This is a genomic window from Aquamicrobium zhengzhouense (assembly GCF_016124105.1).
GTDB lineage: Bacteria > Pseudomonadota > Alphaproteobacteria > Rhizobiales > Rhizobiaceae > Aerobium > Aerobium zhengzhouense.
The window spans coordinates 1-15,387 of record NZ_JADGMQ010000017.1 but is presented as its reverse complement, the minus strand read 5'-3'; the positions used below and the strand labels follow the sequence as shown (position 1 = coordinate 15,387).

14 protein-coding genes are annotated in these 15,387 nt (G+C 60.0%); 10 read left to right on the top strand and 4 right to left on the bottom strand.

The annotated features are described in order from the left end of the window. Positions 1-5: 5 nt before the first annotated feature. The 5 genes from IOD40_RS17475 to IOD40_RS17455 all read left to right on the top strand — a co-directional run bounded on the left by IOD40_RS17475 (position 6) and on the right by IOD40_RS17455 (position 5,574). Positions 6-1,406 (top strand): NAD(P)(+) transhydrogenase (Re/Si-specific) subunit beta, encoded by a 1,401-nt coding sequence (locus IOD40_RS17475; protein WP_198477993.1) that lies wholly within the window; start codon positions 6-8, stop codon positions 1,404-1,406. Between the two features lie 243 nt (positions 1,407-1,649). Next, positions 1,650-2,774 (top strand): extracellular solute-binding protein, encoded by a 1,125-nt coding sequence (locus IOD40_RS17470; protein ID WP_198477992.1) that lies wholly within the window; start codon positions 1,650-1,652, stop codon positions 2,772-2,774. A 55-nt stretch (positions 2,775-2,829) separates the two neighbouring features. Then, the gene (locus IOD40_RS17465; protein WP_198477991.1) at positions 2,830-3,894 is read left to right on the top strand and encodes an ABC transporter ATP-binding protein; all 1,065 of its coding nucleotides are present in this window, start codon (positions 2,830-2,832) and stop codon (positions 3,892-3,894) included. Next, positions 3,887-4,768 (top strand): ABC transporter permease, encoded by an 882-nt coding sequence (locus tag IOD40_RS17460; RefSeq protein ID WP_198477990.1) that lies wholly within the window; start codon positions 3,887-3,889, stop codon positions 4,766-4,768. Before IOD40_RS17465 ends, IOD40_RS17460 begins: the two co-directional genes overlap by 8 nt. Beyond that, positions 4,765-5,574, top strand: coding sequence for an ABC transporter permease (locus IOD40_RS17455; RefSeq protein ID WP_198477989.1), 810 nt, complete (start codon positions 4,765-4,767; stop codon positions 5,572-5,574). Before IOD40_RS17460 ends, IOD40_RS17455 begins: the two co-directional genes overlap by 4 nt. Before the next feature lie 19 nt (positions 5,575-5,593). Here the strand turns inward: IOD40_RS17455 and IOD40_RS17450 are convergent, their stop codons facing one another. Both IOD40_RS17450 and rpsU read right to left on the bottom strand, forming a co-directional pair. Further along, a complete protein-coding gene (locus IOD40_RS17450) occupies positions 5,594-6,445 on the bottom strand; it encodes a tetratricopeptide repeat protein (protein ID WP_198478047.1) in 852 nt (283 codons plus the stop codon). Positions 6,446-6,596: 151 nt separating this feature from the next. Further along, complete coding sequence (gene rpsU, locus IOD40_RS17445) at positions 6,597-6,833, bottom strand: 30S ribosomal protein S21 (protein ID WP_198477988.1); 237 nt, start codon at positions 6,831-6,833, stop codon at positions 6,597-6,599. A gap of 324 nt (positions 6,834-7,157) precedes the next feature. Between rpsU and IOD40_RS17440 the strand changes: the two genes are divergently transcribed. From IOD40_RS17440 to IOD40_RS17425, 4 genes are all read left to right on the top strand, one after another. Next, complete coding sequence (locus IOD40_RS17440) at positions 7,158-8,411, top strand: sarcosine oxidase subunit beta (protein WP_198477987.1); 1,254 nt, start codon at positions 7,158-7,160, stop codon at positions 8,409-8,411. Positions 8,412-8,476: 65 nt separating this feature from the next. Next, a complete protein-coding gene (locus tag IOD40_RS17435; protein ID WP_198477986.1) occupies positions 8,477-8,767 on the top strand; it encodes a sarcosine oxidase subunit delta in 291 nt (96 codons plus the stop codon). Beyond that, the gene (locus IOD40_RS17430; protein WP_198477985.1) at positions 8,764-11,751 is read left to right on the top strand and encodes a sarcosine oxidase subunit alpha; all 2,988 of its coding nucleotides are present in this window, start codon (positions 8,764-8,766) and stop codon (positions 11,749-11,751) included. Before IOD40_RS17435 ends, IOD40_RS17430 begins: the two co-directional genes overlap by 4 nt. After that, a complete protein-coding gene (locus tag IOD40_RS17425) occupies positions 11,744-12,295 on the top strand; it encodes a sarcosine oxidase subunit gamma (protein ID WP_198477984.1) in 552 nt (183 codons plus the stop codon). Before IOD40_RS17430 ends, IOD40_RS17425 begins: the two co-directional genes overlap by 8 nt. Position 12,296: 1 nt before the next feature. On the opposite strand, the gene IOD40_RS17420 is transcribed toward IOD40_RS17425, so the two are convergent. Next, on the bottom strand, positions 12,297-13,328 hold the full coding sequence (locus tag IOD40_RS17420) for a phosphotransferase (RefSeq protein ID WP_198477983.1): 1,032 nt from the start codon (positions 13,326-13,328) through the stop codon (positions 12,297-12,299). Beyond that, positions 13,325-13,819, bottom strand: a complete 495-nt coding sequence (locus IOD40_RS17415; protein WP_198477982.1) for a MaoC family dehydratase — start codon at positions 13,817-13,819, stop codon at positions 13,325-13,327. The genes IOD40_RS17420 and IOD40_RS17415 overlap by 4 nt, the downstream gene beginning before the upstream one ends. 179 nt (positions 13,820-13,998) lie before the next feature. Here IOD40_RS17415 and IOD40_RS17410 point away from each other — a divergent pair, with 179 nt between their 5' ends. After that, on the top strand, positions 13,999-15,249 hold the full coding sequence (locus IOD40_RS17410; RefSeq protein ID WP_407649220.1) for an acyl-CoA dehydrogenase family protein: 1,251 nt from the start codon (positions 13,999-14,001) through the stop codon (positions 15,247-15,249). Positions 15,250-15,387: the final 138 nt, after the last annotated feature.

The following is a 15,387-nucleotide window of genomic DNA, read 5'->3' as shown; positions in this document are numbered from 1 at the left end:
GGGCTATGAGTGAAAATCTGGCTTCCTTCCTCTATCTGGTCTCCGGCGTCCTGTTCATCATGGCGCTTCGAGGCCTCTCGCACCCGACCACCAGCCGCAAGGGCAACCTCTACGGCATGGTCGGCATGGGGATCGCCATCGGCACCACGCTGCTGTTGGCCGTTCCGTCCTTCGGCGGCTTCTTGCTGATCGTGCTCGGTCTGGCCATTGGCGGTGTTGCAGGCGCAGTAATCGCCAAGCGCATCCCGATGACATCGATGCCGCAGCTTGTTGCTGCGTTCCACTCGCTGGTCGGCCTTGCGGCGGTTCTGGTTGCTGCGGCGGCCATGTACGCTCCGGAAAGCTTCGGGGTAGGCACGATCGGGAACATTCACACCCAGGCGATCATCGAGATGAGCCTTGGCGTAGCGATTGGTTCGATCACCTTTACCGGCTCGATCATCGCGTTCCTCAAGCTCGATGGCCGCATGTCCGGCAAGCCAATCATGCTGCCGATGCGCCATGTCGTGAATGCAGGCCTTGCGATTGCCCTCGTTGTACTCGTAGGAGTCCTGATCGCGACGCAGTCGAACACCGTGTTCTGGCTGATCGTTCTCTTGTCGCTGCTGCTTGGCGTTCTGATCATCATCCCGATCGGCGGCGCGGACATGCCGGTCGTCGTGTCCATGCTCAACTCCTATTCCGGTTGGGCCGCAGCTGGCATCGGCTTCACGCTGGGTAATCTTGCTCTGATCATCACCGGCGCGCTGGTTGGCTCCTCGGGTGCGATCCTGTCCTACATCATGTGTAAGGGCATGAACCGTTCGTTCCTGTCGGTCATTCTCGGTGGGTTCGGTGGCGAAACTGCAGCCGGTGGAGCAGATGATGGCATTCAGCGCACCGTAAAGACGGGTGCGGCCGACGATGCTGCGTATCTGATGATGAACGCGCAAAAGGTCATCATCGTGCCGGGCTACGGTATGGCTGTTGCCCAGGCACAGCACGCGCTGCGGGAAATGGCCGACAAGCTGAAGGCCAACGGCGTCGAGGTGAAGTACGCCATTCACCCGGTCGCAGGCCGCATGCCGGGGCACATGAACGTTCTGCTTGCAGAAGCGAATGTGCCTTATGACGAAGTGTTCGAGCTTGAGGACATCAATTCCGAGTTTGCTCAGGCGGACGTTGCCTATGTCATCGGTGCCAATGACGTCACCAATCCGTCGGCACGTGATGACAAGTCCAGCCCGATCTACGGCATGCCGATCCTCGACGTGGACAAGGCGCGCACCTGCCTCTTCGTCAAGCGCTCACTTGGCTCGGGCTATGCCGGCATCGACAACACGCTGTTCTACAAGGACGGCACCATGATGCTGCTCGGCGATGCCAAGAAGATGACGGAAGAGATCGTCAAGGCGATGGATCACTGATCCTCTGCACGCTTCCAATGATGAAAACGCCCGGTTCGACGCCGGGCGTTTTCGTATCTGGCGGGCGGTCTTCTGGCCGGGGACAGGCTTGCCCCAAGCTCCGGTTCATAAACCTTTCCTGGAAGATGTGGATGTCGACGACATGCTGAGCCGATTAATGATCCGATTGCGAAATTGTCATCGAACTGTATCATTGCGAAAATAAACGCGGGTCATACGCAACCGTACAGGGGAGAGACTTTCATGACGACAATCCAGAGACGCACCTTTTTGCGGGGCGCAGCGGCAGCAGCGGGCGTTTCGCTTGCAACGCCGTTCATTTCGCGCAGCTACGCGCAGGGCTCCTCGGGTTCGGTCAATATTTTCGCATGGGCCGGCTACCTGAATGACGATATCCTCGCAGCCTTCGAAAAGTCGACCGGCATCAAGGCCAATTTCACCCCCTACGGCACCAATGACGAGTTGCTCAACCAGCTTCGCGCCAACAATGGTGGCGGTTTCGACCTCATCTGGCCGACTGTCGACCGTGTACCGAACTACGTCGAATTCGGCCTGATCCAGCCGCTCGATGAGGCAAAGATTGAGGTTTCGAAGTGCCTGCCGAGCGCGTGGGAGAATTCCTCTAAATTCGGTGCCGTGGTTGCGGGCAAGCGTTACCAGGTGCCGACCGACTGGGGCACGGAAGCGATCGCCTTCGACAAGGAACAGGCTCCGCTCGAATATGGTACGGCATCCTACGGTGACATCTGGAAGCCGGAGATGGCGAGCAAGGCAACTGTGCGCGGCCATTCCAGCCTTGTTGGTCTCGGCCTGTGGCTGGAGGCAGAAGGCAAGCTGCCGCGTCCGCTGCTTGATGCATTTGCAAGCGAAGAAGCCCAGGTTGAGATCTTCGATGTAATCCTCGCCGAAGCGGTCGCTCGCAAAGGCAACATCATGCAGTTCTGGACCAACGAGAACGAGGCTCAGGGCGCGTTCCGCGTCAATGGTGCCGCGATCGGCCAGACCTGGGATTCCACGGGAGCAGCTCTTGCCAAGGAAGGACTGCCTGTCGGTTTCATCGCGCCGAAGGAAGGTGCGCTGGCGTGGATGGAAGGCGTGTCGATCCCGGTGGGTGCGACAAATGTCGACCAGGCCTACGCCTTCATCAATTGGTTCCTGACCCCGGAAGCGGGCGCAATGTACACCAACGCCACCTCGATCAACTCGACGGCGGTGGGCGCTGCGGATCTGCTTTCCGACGATGCCAAGGCGTTCTTCGCAGCTGCTTACCCGGGCGACGCACTCGACAAGCTGTGGTGGTGGCCGATCCAGGAAAACTGGTACATCGCCAAGCGCAATGAATATCAGGACCGTTTCCTCTCGGCCTGATGTAAGACAGGAAGGGGCTCGATGGGCCCCTTCACCCTCCCGATAGAGGTTTCAAATGAGTCATTCCGTCGAGCTGCAAGGCGTTGGCATGCGCTTTGGCGCAACGCGGGCCGTGGGCGATGTAAGCTTCACAGTCAATGGCGGCGAGTTTTTCTCAATCCTCGGTCCATCAGGCTGCGGCAAGACCACGATCCTGCGCATGATCGCCGGCTTCTTGCAGCCCACGGAAGGCCGCATCCTTATTGGTGGCAAGGACATGCAGGGGCTGGGGCCGAACCAGCGTCCCACTGCGATGATCTTTCAGTCGCTGGCCCTGTTTCCTCTGATGACTGTCTGGGAAAACATCGCATTCGGCCTTGAAGCGCGAGGAGCCTCAAAGGCGGAGCGCCGCAAGAAGGCCGATGAGCTCTTGTCCCTCATTGCGCTTGAAGGCTATGGCGACCGTATGCCGGGAGAACTTTCCGGCGGCCAGCGCCAGCGTGTGGCCATTGCGCGGGCTCTTGCGGTGGAGCCGCAGGTTCTGTTGCTAGATGAGCCTCTCTCGGCTCTGGACCTGAAACTGCGTCAGCATATGCGCGCTGAACTGCGCTCGCTTCAGCGACGCACTGGCGTCACGTTCATCTACATCACACATGATCAGTCCGAAGCGCTGGCAATGTCCGATCGCATCGCGGTCATGAGCGCAGGCGTGCTGCAGCAAGTCGGAACACCGCGAGAACTTTACGACAATCCCGCCACGCCTTTCGTCGCCACCTTTGTCGGGGAAACAAATGCGATTGCCGGGAAGGTGACTGACGTTGCCGATGGGGTCGCTTCGGTGGATACAGTCCTGGGACTTCTTCGCGGTCGCATGGCACGGTCAGTCAAAGCTGGCGACCAGGTCAAGCTTTACGTTCGGCCCGAGGCACTGTCTGGCTCAATTGGCGAGAACAGGGTCTCTGCAACGATCGACCGGATCGATTTTGAGGGTGCCTTCGGGCTGGCGCATGGCCGCCTGTCAGATGGTGCCGCACTGGTTGCGTCGATCCCGTCCACGGATCTTGCCAATGCTCCGGCGATCGGCGCAGCAACGTCCTTCGGCTTTGAGACCCGTCACGCAGTGGTGCTGCCGGATGGCTAGTCTCTATCAGCGATTTGGGGGAGGGCTGGCGACGATCTTCATCGCGCTTGTTGTTCTCTGGCTTGCGGGCATGGTGCTTGCGCCAAACCTGATGATGGTCGACTACGCGTTGCGGCCCAACCTTCCGCCGGCCCAGATCGGCGGGCCGAATGATGTCTACTCGCTGGATAATATTCTCTATCTGGCAAATGAGAGCGTACACCGCTCGATCTTCTTCAAGACGATCTGGGCAAGCGCGCTCGTTGCCTTTATCACCTTCCTTGTGTGCTACCCAATCGCCTTTTGGCTCGCGCAGCGCGCAACGATGGGGCAGGCCGCGGTCGCTATCCTGGCACTGACGATCCCGTTCTGGATCAACGAGGTGCTGCGCACGCTTGCCTGGTACATCATCCTCGCTTTCCGCGGCCCGCTGAACGCGCTGCTGCTCAATATCGGCGTGATTGATGCGCCCGTGCGCTGGAACGGCGACGGCGGAGTTCTGGCAGGTATGGTCTACGCCTACATTCTCTTCATGCTGTTCCCGATCTACAATTCAATCGAAAGCCTTGAGAAGTCGCAGATTGAAGCTGCCCGGGATCTGGGGGCCTCGACCTGGCGCATCCATTGGCGAGTTGTGATGCCGCATGCCAAGGCGGGCATCGCCACCGGCTGCGTTTTCACTTTTATGCTGGCAGCAGGCTCCTACGTCGCACCTGCATTGCTTGGCGCGCCGGGCAGCCGTTGGTTCACCGAGATCATCTATAACTGGTTCTTCGAAGGTGGCGACTGGAACCGAGGCGCTGCATATGCGCTGGTCCTGTTGGTGCTGTGTCTCTTCGTCGTTCTCGCGACGTTGAAGATTGCCCGCGTCAATCTGACGGATGTAGCCAAATGAGCACCGCAGATCGTATCGCCCGTTGGATGTTCACCGCCTATATGGTGGTGTTCTTTGCCTATCTTTTCATGCCCCTGTTGGTGATGTCGGCTGCAACGTTCAACACAAGCCGTTTCCCGACCGTAACCCCTTGGCAGGGCACGACACTCAAATGGTTCGCCGAGCTATGGGCTGATGCTGCCATGTGGCGCGCCGTCTGGACGTCAGTTGTGGTCGCTTTCTTCGTGGTACTGGTGTCGCTGCCGGTGGGAACCGCTGCCGCACTGCTTTTGACCAGTCTGCACGCGCGAGCGCGCGGGTTTTTCTATGCCTTGATGGTCTCGCCGCTTCTCACGCCAGGGGTGGTGGTTGGCATTTCCACCCTGGTGCTGTGGCGTCAGCTTAATGTTGGCGGGGGCACCTTCCTGATCGTTGTTGCGCAATCCACCTTCATCATCTGCTACGTCATGTTGATGGTTGTCGCCCGATTGCAGCGGTTCGACAGGACGCAGGAGGAGGCGGCACTGGGCTTGGGCGCATCCAGGGTCATGGTGTTCAGGCGGATAATGTTGCCTTACCTGAAGCCATCACTGATAGCGGCAGCATTCCTCGCGATCCTCCAGTCTGTCGAGAATTACAACACCACCCTTTTCGTCCGGGGATTTGAGACGCCGTTGACGGTTTTCATCGCGACGAAGGTGCGCACCGGGCTGACCCCAGCAGTCAATGCCTTGGCCCTCATCATGATTGTCATGACGGTGCTTGGTGCGATCGCCTACGAGATCGCGCGTCGCCGCCAAGCCGCGGCGAAGGACGAGCGGTCGTAACTACAACGGATGTTGGGCGTCAGGTGCGGGTACGCGCCAGACCATCCTTGGCAACTTTGAGATTGGGATCGAGACGGAGCGCTTCGCCAAAGGAGCGCATTGCCCGCGTCTTGTCGCCCTGCCTCTCAAGAACAACGCCTTGATAGGCCCAAGCCTCCGCATTGCTGCGGTCGAGCGTGATCACACGGTTGAAGTCGGACGCAGCGTTTTCGTCGTCGTTGAGGGCAAGGTAGGAGAGGCCACGAGCGTTGTAAGGCTCGGTGGCTGATGGCGACAGGGAAATCGCGGAGGCGAAGTCCTGCAGCGCAAAGTCGTGCTGCCCGCGCGCCTGATAAAGCAGGCCGCGATTGTGATAGGCGCGGGGATCCGTCGTATCCAGTTGTACCGCGCGCTCGAAATCCTGGAAGGCTTCGGACGTCCGTCCTGCCAGACGGTAGAGGTTACCACGGCCGATATAGGCAGCATCATAGCTTGGGTTCAGCTGGATCGCGCGGTTGTAGTCCTGCAGCGCGGCCTGCTGGTTGCCCATATAGCGGTGAATGAGCGCGCGGTTGGAGTAGGCCTGATGGAAGTTGGGGTTCAGGCGGATCGCGGTGTCGAAATCCTGGAGTGCTTCCTTGTAGCGACCGCCTTTTCCGTAGGCGGAGCCGCGAATATTGTACGCTTCCGCGTTGTTGGGACTGCGGCGGATCACCTCTGTTAGCGACGAGATGTTTTCGGTCGAGCTCTGAGCTACATCGACGGCGGTAACGCTGTTAAGAGCGGAGGTCGTCGTCTCGCATCCGCTCAAGGCAAGAGCCGAGCATATGGCAAAGGCAATGACCGTTGAGCTTTTCAGAAAACGCCAGTCAGTCTCGGCCGCAATCGTCATGTGAAGCATCCCCTTCTTCGCCACCAGCAACGTTTGTTCGTAGCCCCCGGTTCCCGCAGCGAGCGTTGCAGAAAACAAAAAGGTGGCGGCGATTCGCATCACCCCCACCTTACTAACGTATCGTCAGAAAAGGACGAAAACTTAGCCCGTCTTAGCGGGCGACTGCTCCGGCAGCGCGACCGCCAAGCAGGCCTTCACGCTGTGCGCGCTTGCGAGCCAGCTTCCGCGCACGGCGGACAGCTTCAGCCTTTTCACGTGCACGCTTGACCGACGGCTTCTCATAGTGGCCGCGCATCTTCATTTCACGGAAAATGCCCTCGCGCTGCATCTTCTTCTTGAGTGCGCGAAGCGCCTGGTCAACATTGTTGTCGCGGACGAGTACCTGCACGTGCGTTCCTGTCTTCCGTTGGGTTGTGACGCAATAATTTTTCTAGGTACGGCGGCGCAACACCATAACGGCCCCGCAGCAATCGCACCACGAATTGGCGCGGCTCATAGCAGACCCGCTTGCCGATGTCGAGACCCCACGGCTGGGGAAAAGAAATATCCCTTTACGGTGCGTCACCTTGGCGTGTTGCCGCCGGGTTACCTGCTTGGCGCAAAGCGGCACTCTTGGTCGCAAACAATATAGGAATTGGTGATCTGATTTCGGTAGGTATTAGGCAGACGCCGACAGGCCAATCTCTACCTTCGAATCGGGACCGAGCATTCCATGCGTAAATATTCCGCCTTCGCTATCGCCAGGGAGGCGTTTCGCGGCCACAAGGGATGGGAGCAGCAGTGGCGATCGCCCGAGCCGAAAGCCGAATACGACGTCGTCATCATCGGCGCAGGTGGGCATGGTCTCGCCACTGCCTATTACCTGGCTGCCGAACATGGCATCACCAACGTTGCCGTCGTCGAGAAGGGCTGGCTGGGCGGAGGCAATACGGGGCGCAACACCACCATCATCCGTTCGAATTATCTCTACGACGAGTCCGCCGGAATTTATGACCATGCAGTCAAGCTGTGGGAAAATCTCTCACAGGAGCTGAACTACAACGTCATGTTCTCCCCGCGCGGGGTTATGATGCTGGCGCACAACATTCATGACGTGCAGGTCTTTCAGCGTCATATCCATGCGAACCGTCTGAACGGCGTCGACAATGAATGGCTGACGCCCGAGCAGGCGAAGGAATATTGCCCGCCGCTCAATATCTCAAAGGATGCGCGTTACCCGGTGCTTGGTGCTGCGCTGCAGCGGCGCGGTGGCACGGCACGTCATGATGCGGTTGCGTGGGGCTATGCCCGCGCTGCCTCGGCGCGGGGCGTCGACATCATTCAGAACTGCGAGGTAACAGGTGTTCGTCGGGCCGCAGCCGGTCATGTCGAAGGTGTGGAAACCACTCGGGGGTTTATGAGGGCGAAGAAGATCGGCGTCGTGGCCGCCGGCCACTCGTCCGTCATCATGCAGATGGCAGATGTGCGCATGCCGCTGGAGAGCTACCCGCTGCAAGCTCTCGTCTCAGAACCGATCAAGCCCGTGGTCCCTTGCGTCGTCATGTCGAACACGGTCCACGCCTACATTTCGCAGTCGGACAAGGGAGAATTGGTCATTGGTGCAGGCACCGACCAGTACACCTCCTATTCACAGACGGGCGGGCTGCACATCCTTCAGCACACGCTGGATGCCATCTGTGAGATGTTCCCCATCTTCACGCGCATGAAAATGCTTCGTTCATGGGGCGGCGTCGTTGATGTGACGCCAGACCGTTCGCCGATCTTGTCGAAGACGCCGGTTCAGGGGCTTTACGTCAATTGCGGCTGGGGCACCGGCGGTTTCAAGGCGACGCCCGGATCGGGTCATGTGTTTGCCCATACGATCGCGCGAGACGAGCCTCACAAGATCAATGCGGGCTTTACGCTGGAGCGCTTCCGGACCGGCCGGCTGATCGATGAAGCCGCTGCCGCAGCCGTCGCTCACTAAGCCACGAATGAATATCGAATTTCAGGACCTGCCGGGTCCGGTCGAAAGACAACACAGGTAGAGCCATGCTTCTCATCCGCTGCCCCTATTGCGAGAAAGACTTGCCGGAGGTCGAATTTCGGCATGCCGGCGAGGCTCATCTCGTGCGCCCGTCAAACATCACCGAGATGAGCGACGCCGAGTTCGAGGGCTATTTTTTCATTCGCCAGAACCCAAAGGGGATTGTGTTTGAACGCTGGCGGCATGTGCATGGCTGTGGGCGGTTCTTCAACGCAGCGCGCGACTCGGTAAGCGACAAATTTCTGACGACATACAAAGCTGGCGAGCCCAAGCCGGTATTGGGGGATCGCGAATGACCGCACCGTATCGAATTGCAGGCAAGGGCCACCTCGGAACTGCTCCTGTCGCCCGGTTCACTTTTGACGGGAAATCCTATGCCGGTCTGGAGGGTGACACGCTTGCATCTGCCTTGCTGGCAAACGGGGTCCACCTAGTCGGGCGTTCGTTCAAATATCATCGTCCGCGCGGCTTTCTGTCGTCCGGAGTGGAGGAGCCGAACGCTCTCGTCGGGGTTGAGCGGGATGCGGCGCGTACGACACCCAATGTGCGCGCGACCGTTCAGGAGCTTTATGACGGTCTGCAGGCGGTCTCACAGAACCGGTGGCCGTCCCTGAGCTTCGACGTCGGGGCCGTGAACAATCTTGGCTCACCGTTCTTCTCTGCAGGCTTTTACTACAAGACATTTATGTGGCCGAAGGCGGCATGGAAGCACCTGTATGAGCCCTTTATTCGCCGGGCCGCTGGTTTGGGTGTTGCGCCGGAGCAGCCTGATCCGGACCACTATGCTGCCCGTTACGAACATTGCGATTTGCTCGTGGTCGGCGGTGGCGTTGCAGGTCTGACTGCAGCCCTTGCGGCGGCAGAAAGCGGCGCTCGGGTGGTGCTGGTCGACGAGCAGCCAGAGTTTGGCGGGTCGCTGCGTTTCGAGAGCCAGACGCGGATCGATGGTCAGGATGGCTGGGACTGGGCACAGTCAGCCGTCCACCGGCTTGCCGGCATGGATAATGTGAGGCTTCTCACCCGCACCACCGCTTTTGGCTATCACGCGCAGAACATGGTCGCGATGATCGAGCGCGTCACCGAACACCTGCCGGGGCCGCTGCCGGATCTTCCGCGCGAGAGATTGTGGCAGGTTCGCGCGAAGCAGGTCGTCCTGGCGACAGGCTCGATCGAGCGGCACATGGTGTTCCCGAACAATGACCGGCCTGGCATCATGCTCGCTTCGGCGGGGCGCACCTTCCTCAATCATTTTGGGGTCGCTGTTGGCCGCAACGTCGGGATCTACACGTCCAACGACTCGGCTTATTACGCGGCGATCGACCTTAAAAAAGCGGGGGTGTCGGTCGCGGCGATCATCGATGTCCGTGACAATCCGAAAAGCGCAATTGTCGATCAGGCACGCGCCCTCGGTATCGAGATCAAGGCCGGCCACGTCGTCAGCGGATCAAAGGGACATTTGCGCGTCTCCGCGATGATCGTGAAGCCAAGGGGTGGAGGCGCGGAGCAGACGATTGCAGTTGACGCCATGCTCACCTCGTCTGGCTGGACGCCCTCTGTTCACCTGTTCTCCCAATCACGGGGCAAGGTTGCCTATGATGAAGCGACCCAGCGTTTTCTTCCCGGCACCTACGCGCAGGCGTGTGTCAGCGTCGGCGCTTGCAACGGGAGTGATCGGCTCGAAGACCTGCTGATCGAAGCATCTCAGGCTGGGCGTGGTGCGGCACAGGCTGCTGGCGTCGATCATGACGCGGCAGGGGCTTATCCTGAGGCAAGCGCTGCCGAAGTCTGGACAGGCGGAATGCTGGGCGTTGCGCCCGGCGTTGAGGATAAAAAGGCGTTTGTCGACTTCCAGAACGACGTCACCGCCAAGGACATCGCGCAGGCGGTGCGTGAAGGCATGCGCTCGATCGAGCACGTGAAGCGCTTCACCACCAACGGCATGGCTACCGATCAGGGCAAGACCTCAAACATGCACGGCCTTGCCATCGCGGCAGAAGTGCTGGGCAAGCCTATTCCGGAGGTGGGGCTTACGACATTCCGCCAGCCTTATACGCCGGTCACCTTCGGTGCGATTGCCGGCAATGCGCGCGGGGCCCTGTTCGATCCGACACGCCGTACCGCGATCCACAGCTGGGCCGAAGAGCATGGAGCGGAGTTCGAAGACGTCGGCCAGTGGAAGCGTGCCTGGTACTTCCCGACAGCGGGAGAAGACATGCAGGCGGCCATCAACCGCGAATGTGTCACGGTCCGGCAGAATGCCGGGATCTTCGATGCGTCCACGCTCGGCAAGATCGAGGTGGTGGGTCCAGACGCCGCGACCTTCATGGAGCTTCTCTACACCAACCCGTGGCAAAAGCTCGAGCCGGGGCGGTGCCGATACGGGATCATGCTGCGCGAGGACGGTTACGTCTATGACGATGGCGTTGTCGGACGCCTGGCTGCGGATCGCTTCCATGTGACGACGACGACAGGTGGTGCAGCACGGGTGCTCCACCATATGGAGGATTACCTTCAGACCGAATTCCCGCATCTCAAGGTTTACCTGACGTCGATCTCCGAGCAGTGGGCCGTGATTGCGGTTCAGGGGCCGAAGTCGCGTGACATTATCGCGCCACTGGTCGAGGGCATCGACATATCGGATGCGGCGATGCCGCATATGTCGGTGCGCGAGGGCAAAATCTGCGGCGTTCCAACGCGTTTGTTCCGCATGTCGTTCACCGGCGAGCGCGGCTTCGAGATCAACGTTCCGGCCGATTATGGGCGCTCCGTCTGGGAGGCTGTTTGGGCGGAAGGCAAAAAGCATGGCGCGTGTGCGTACGGCACAGAGACCATGCACGTCCTGCGCGCCGAAAAGGGCTACATCATCGTTGGCCAGGAGACCGATGGAACCGCAACTCCGGATGATGTCGGCCTGGCCTGGGCGATCGGCAAGGCCAAGAAGGACTTCGTTGGCATCCGCGGACTGCAGCGTCAGGATCTTGTCGCGCCGGGCCGCAAGCAGCTCGTGGGCCTGCGAACAAAGAACTCGACCACCGTGCTCGAGGAGGGCGCGCAGCTCGTGGCGGATCCGAACCAGCCAATCCCGATGAAGATGCTCGGCCACGTCACCTCAAGCTATTGGTCAGAAAACTGCGGCAGATCGATCGCGCTGGCGATGGTCGAGGGCGGTCGAAATCGGATTGGCGATATTCTTTACGTGCCGATGCCGGACAATACGATTGAGGTAGAAGTGACAGAACCGATCTTCTTTGACGAGAAGGGGGAGCGCCTCAATGGCTAACCAGATCGCACTGCGCAGGCCGGTCCTCGACGGGCTTTCCGTTCAGCGGCAATGGGTAAGCGTGAAGCCTGCTGCCCCGGCTTCGCGTATAGCATTGCGCGCGCCCGCCGAGAGCCTGTCGCAATTGTCAGCTTCGCTTTCCCTCACGCTGCCTTCAAAGGTCCGCGCGTCAGCGACATCAGGCACTCGAACGGCACTTTGCCTGGGGCCTGATGAGTGGCTGATCATAGATGCGGATGGCGTCGATATCGCCGGCGAGATGGCAGGGGTGGAAGCCTTTTATTCTGCGGTCGACGTGTCACACCGCAATGTGGGCATCATCGTAGCGGGTGAGGGGGCCCAGGCGGCGATCTCCGCAGGGTGTCCGCAAGATCTTGCGTTGCGTGAGTTTCCCGTAAGAGCATGCTGCCGCACGATCCTCGGTAAATCCGAGATCGTGCTTCAGCGTACGGGCGACCAGGAATTCCGGGTCGAGTGCTGGCGGTCCTTTGCCGACTACGTCTTTACGTTTCTGCAGGAAGCTTCGCGCGATCCTCTGATCTGACTTAATGCTTCTGGCTGATTGCCTCTGTGGCGAGTCTGGCCAGAAGCGGCACAGCCTCTCCATATCGTCTCGCCTTTTCCGGGTTCGACGCATTGCCGTCGAGCGCGCGCTTGTAGACGCCCTGGCAGATCGCGGCCAGGCGGAAGAAGGAGAAGGCAAGGCAGAACGTCCAATTGTCGATGCCGCTCAGCCCGCGCCGCGAGCAATAGCGCTCGACATAAGCTTCCTCGGACGGAATGCCCAGCGCTTCGCGATCTATGCCGCCGAGGCCTCTGAATGAGGACGAATTCGGCAGGCGCCATTGCATGCACTGATAGGCGATGTCGGCGAAGGGGTGGCCCAGCGTCGACAGTTCCCAGTCGAGCACGGCCAAGACCTTCGGCGCGTCGGGCGCAAAGATCATGTTGTCGAGGCGGTAATCACCATGGACGAGCGAAACGCGGCCATCGTCTACGATCTCTTGCGCCTCAAGCCAGGCGATCAGCCGGTCCATCTCCGGGATGGTGTCGGTTTCGGTCGCGCGATACTGCGCGCTCCAGCGGCTGAGCTGGCGCTCGAAATAGCTGCCGGGTTTGCCGAAATCGCCGAGGCCAACGGCGGCGAAGTCGACATCGTGCAGTGCTGCGAGCACCTCGTTCATCGCGTCATAGACGGCGCTGCGGGTCTCGTTCGAAAGGTCAGGCAGGGCCGGGTCCCAGAAGATGCGACCTTCGACAAATTCCATGACATAGAACATGCGCCCGATGGGCGAGGCGTCATCTGCCAGATGCAGCATTTTCGGCACGGGAACGCGGGTCTGTTCCAGCGCCTTCATTAGGCGATATTCGCGGTCGACTTGATGGGCCGATTTCAAAAGCTCGCCGGGCGGCTTGGCGCGCAGCACATAGCGCCCGGTTTCAGCTTCGATCAGATAGGTTGGGTTCGACTGACCCGTATCAAACTTTTCGATCGTGCGAAGCGCTCGAAAACCGTCGACATGTGCTTCCAGATACGGAGCAAGGGCGGCGGTGTCGAGCGCGTTCGGATCGATCAAGCAGAGGCGTCCTTCTTGTCCAGGGCGGCCAGCGTCAGCCAGCGGGCGGTCAGAGCGGGCTTCTTAGAGCCCTCAACCTCGACTGTGACGTCGTAGTTGAGATGCATCCAGCCCGAAGGGCGCGCGGTGAATTCAGCGAGCACAAAGCGGGCGCGGATCCGCGCACCGGACTTCACCGGCGACATGAAGCGGATCGCGTCAAAACCGTAATTGACGCCAATGCCCGCGCCTTCGATCGGCGGGATTGTTTCGTAGGCGAGGGTGGAGAGCAGCGACAGCGTCAGAAAGCCGTGGGCGATCGTGCCGCCGAATGGGGTCTCGGTTGCAGCGCGCTCCGGGTCGACATGGATGAACTGGTGATCGTCGGTCGCGTCGGCGAACTGGTTGATCATCTCTTGCGAAACGACGCGCCATGGCGAGACGCCAATTTCGGTGCCGACCGCGTTTTTCGCGTCTTTGAGTGTCACCGGCTCGCGATTGTAAGTGCTCATGCGAAGCTTGATCCTTGAAATTCCGATGCAGCCGATGTCTGGCCGCGCCAGCCACAAATATCGGGTTGTGCGCGCAAAGTCATCCATTCAGCTTTCTCGTTATTGCCCGTCGCGTTCGGCAAAACTTTGCCTAGTATGATCGATGAAGCGCCTTCCGGGGCATGAGGAGGAGGATATGCATGCCGACAAACCCTGAGATGAAGCTTGGCATGACGGAGCGGCTGAAGCCGATCCACGAACAGGTTGCGCGTATGGTGCGCGACGAGATCATGCCGCTCGACGCTGAGTTTCTGGCCGAAATTGGCCGTGAAGGTGACCGCTGGTCCTACACGGCGAGGCAAAAGGAGATCCTTGAGGGGCTGAAGGCCAAGGCACGCGAGCGCGGTCTGTGGAATTTCTGGCTGACGGATTCGGAGCGTGGCCACGGGTTGACGACAGTTGAATATGCCTATCTCGCTGAAGAAATGGGCAAGGCGCATCTCGGTGCCGAAGTCTTCAACTGTTCCGCCCCGGACACAGGCAATATGGAAGTGCTGGAGCGCTATTGCACTGAGGCGCACAAGAAGCTCTGGCTTGAGCCGCTGCTCGATGGAAGCATTCGCTCGGCCTATCTAATGACCGAGCCGGACGTTGCCTCGTCGGATGCGACCAACATTTCGATGCGCTGCGAGCGCGATGGCGATGGCTATGTGCTCAACGGCGAAAAGTGGTGGTCGTCAGGTGCGGGTGATCCGCGCTGCGCGATCTACATCGTCATGGTGCATACGCCGGATGAAAACCGTTCGAAGCACGAGCAGCATTCGATGATCCTGGTGCCGGCGGATACGCCGGGGGTCACCAAGCTGCGGGCGATGATGGTTTATGGCGACGACGACGCGCCGCATGGCCACATGCATATCCGCTTCGAGAATGTGCGCGTGCCAGCCGAAAACATGATTTTGGGCGAGGGCAGGGGCTTTGAAGTCGCGCAGGGGCGTCTTGGGCCTGGCCGCATTCATCACTGCATGCGCGCGATCGGGCAGGCCGAGATGGCGCTCGAGATCATGTGCAAGCGTGCGGTGTCGCGCGAAGCCTTTGGCAAGCCGCTCGCCGAGCTTGGCGGCAATTATGACCTCATTGCCGAATGCCGCATGGAAATCGAAATGGCGCGGCTTCTTTGCCTCAAGGCTGCATGGATGATGGATCAGGGCGACCGCAAGGCCGCCGCGCCTTGGATCAGCCAGATCAAGGTCGTCGCACCGCGCGTGGCGCTCAAGGTTGCCGATGAAGCGGTGCAGATGCACGGCGCTGCCGGCATCTCGCAAGACACCCCGCTCGCAAGGCTCTGGACGCATTTGAGAACGCTGCGGCTGGTTGATGGACCTGATGCCGTCCACCGCCGCCAGATCGCACGGCAGGAACTGCGGAAATATACGCAGAGGAAGATTTGAGGGGTTCGCGCTAGCCGCCCCCTCCTGCCCTCTGGGCCACCGTTCCATCGAACCCGAACAGTCGCCTGGGCCGCTGCAAACGAAGCCCGTTTAGACAAGGATGGGACAAGATGGACGCGCATTTTGTTGGCATTGACG

Bases quoted from the DNA above. Each gene is read 5' to 3' on its own strand.
- IOD40_RS17415 (WP_198477982.1), bottom strand. From the start codon at position 13,819: ATGAGCACTTACAATCGCGAGCCGGTGACACTCAAAGACGCGAAAAAC.
- IOD40_RS17460 (WP_198477990.1), top strand. From the start codon at position 3,887: ATGGCTAGTCTCTATCAGCGATTTGGGGGAGGGCTGGCGACGATCTTC.
- IOD40_RS17430 (WP_198477985.1), top strand. From the start codon at position 8,764: ATGACCGCACCGTATCGAATTGCAGGCAAGGGCCACCTCGGAACTGCT.
- IOD40_RS17465 (WP_198477991.1), top strand. From the start codon at position 2,830: ATGAGTCATTCCGTCGAGCTGCAAGGCGTTGGCATGCGCTTTGGCGCA.
- IOD40_RS17425 (WP_198477984.1), top strand. From the start codon at position 11,744: ATGGCTAACCAGATCGCACTGCGCAGGCCGGTCCTCGACGGGCTTTCC.
- IOD40_RS17410 (WP_407649220.1), top strand. From the start codon at position 13,999: ATGCCGACAAACCCTGAGATGAAGCTTGGCATGACGGAGCGGCTGAAG.
- IOD40_RS17435 (WP_198477986.1), top strand. From the start codon at position 8,477: ATGCTTCTCATCCGCTGCCCCTATTGCGAGAAAGACTTGCCGGAGGTC.
- IOD40_RS17470 (WP_198477992.1), top strand. From the start codon at position 1,650: ATGACGACAATCCAGAGACGCACCTTTTTGCGGGGCGCAGCGGCAGCA.
- IOD40_RS17475 (WP_198477993.1), top strand. From the start codon at position 6: ATGAGTGAAAATCTGGCTTCCTTCCTCTATCTGGTCTCCGGCGTCCTG.
- IOD40_RS17455 (WP_198477989.1), top strand. From the start codon at position 4,765: ATGAGCACCGCAGATCGTATCGCCCGTTGGATGTTCACCGCCTATATG.
- IOD40_RS17450 (WP_198478047.1), bottom strand. From the start codon at position 6,445: ATGACGATTGCGGCCGAGACTGACTGGCGTTTTCTGAAAAGCTCAACG.
- IOD40_RS17440 (WP_198477987.1), top strand. From the start codon at position 7,158: ATGCGTAAATATTCCGCCTTCGCTATCGCCAGGGAGGCGTTTCGCGGC.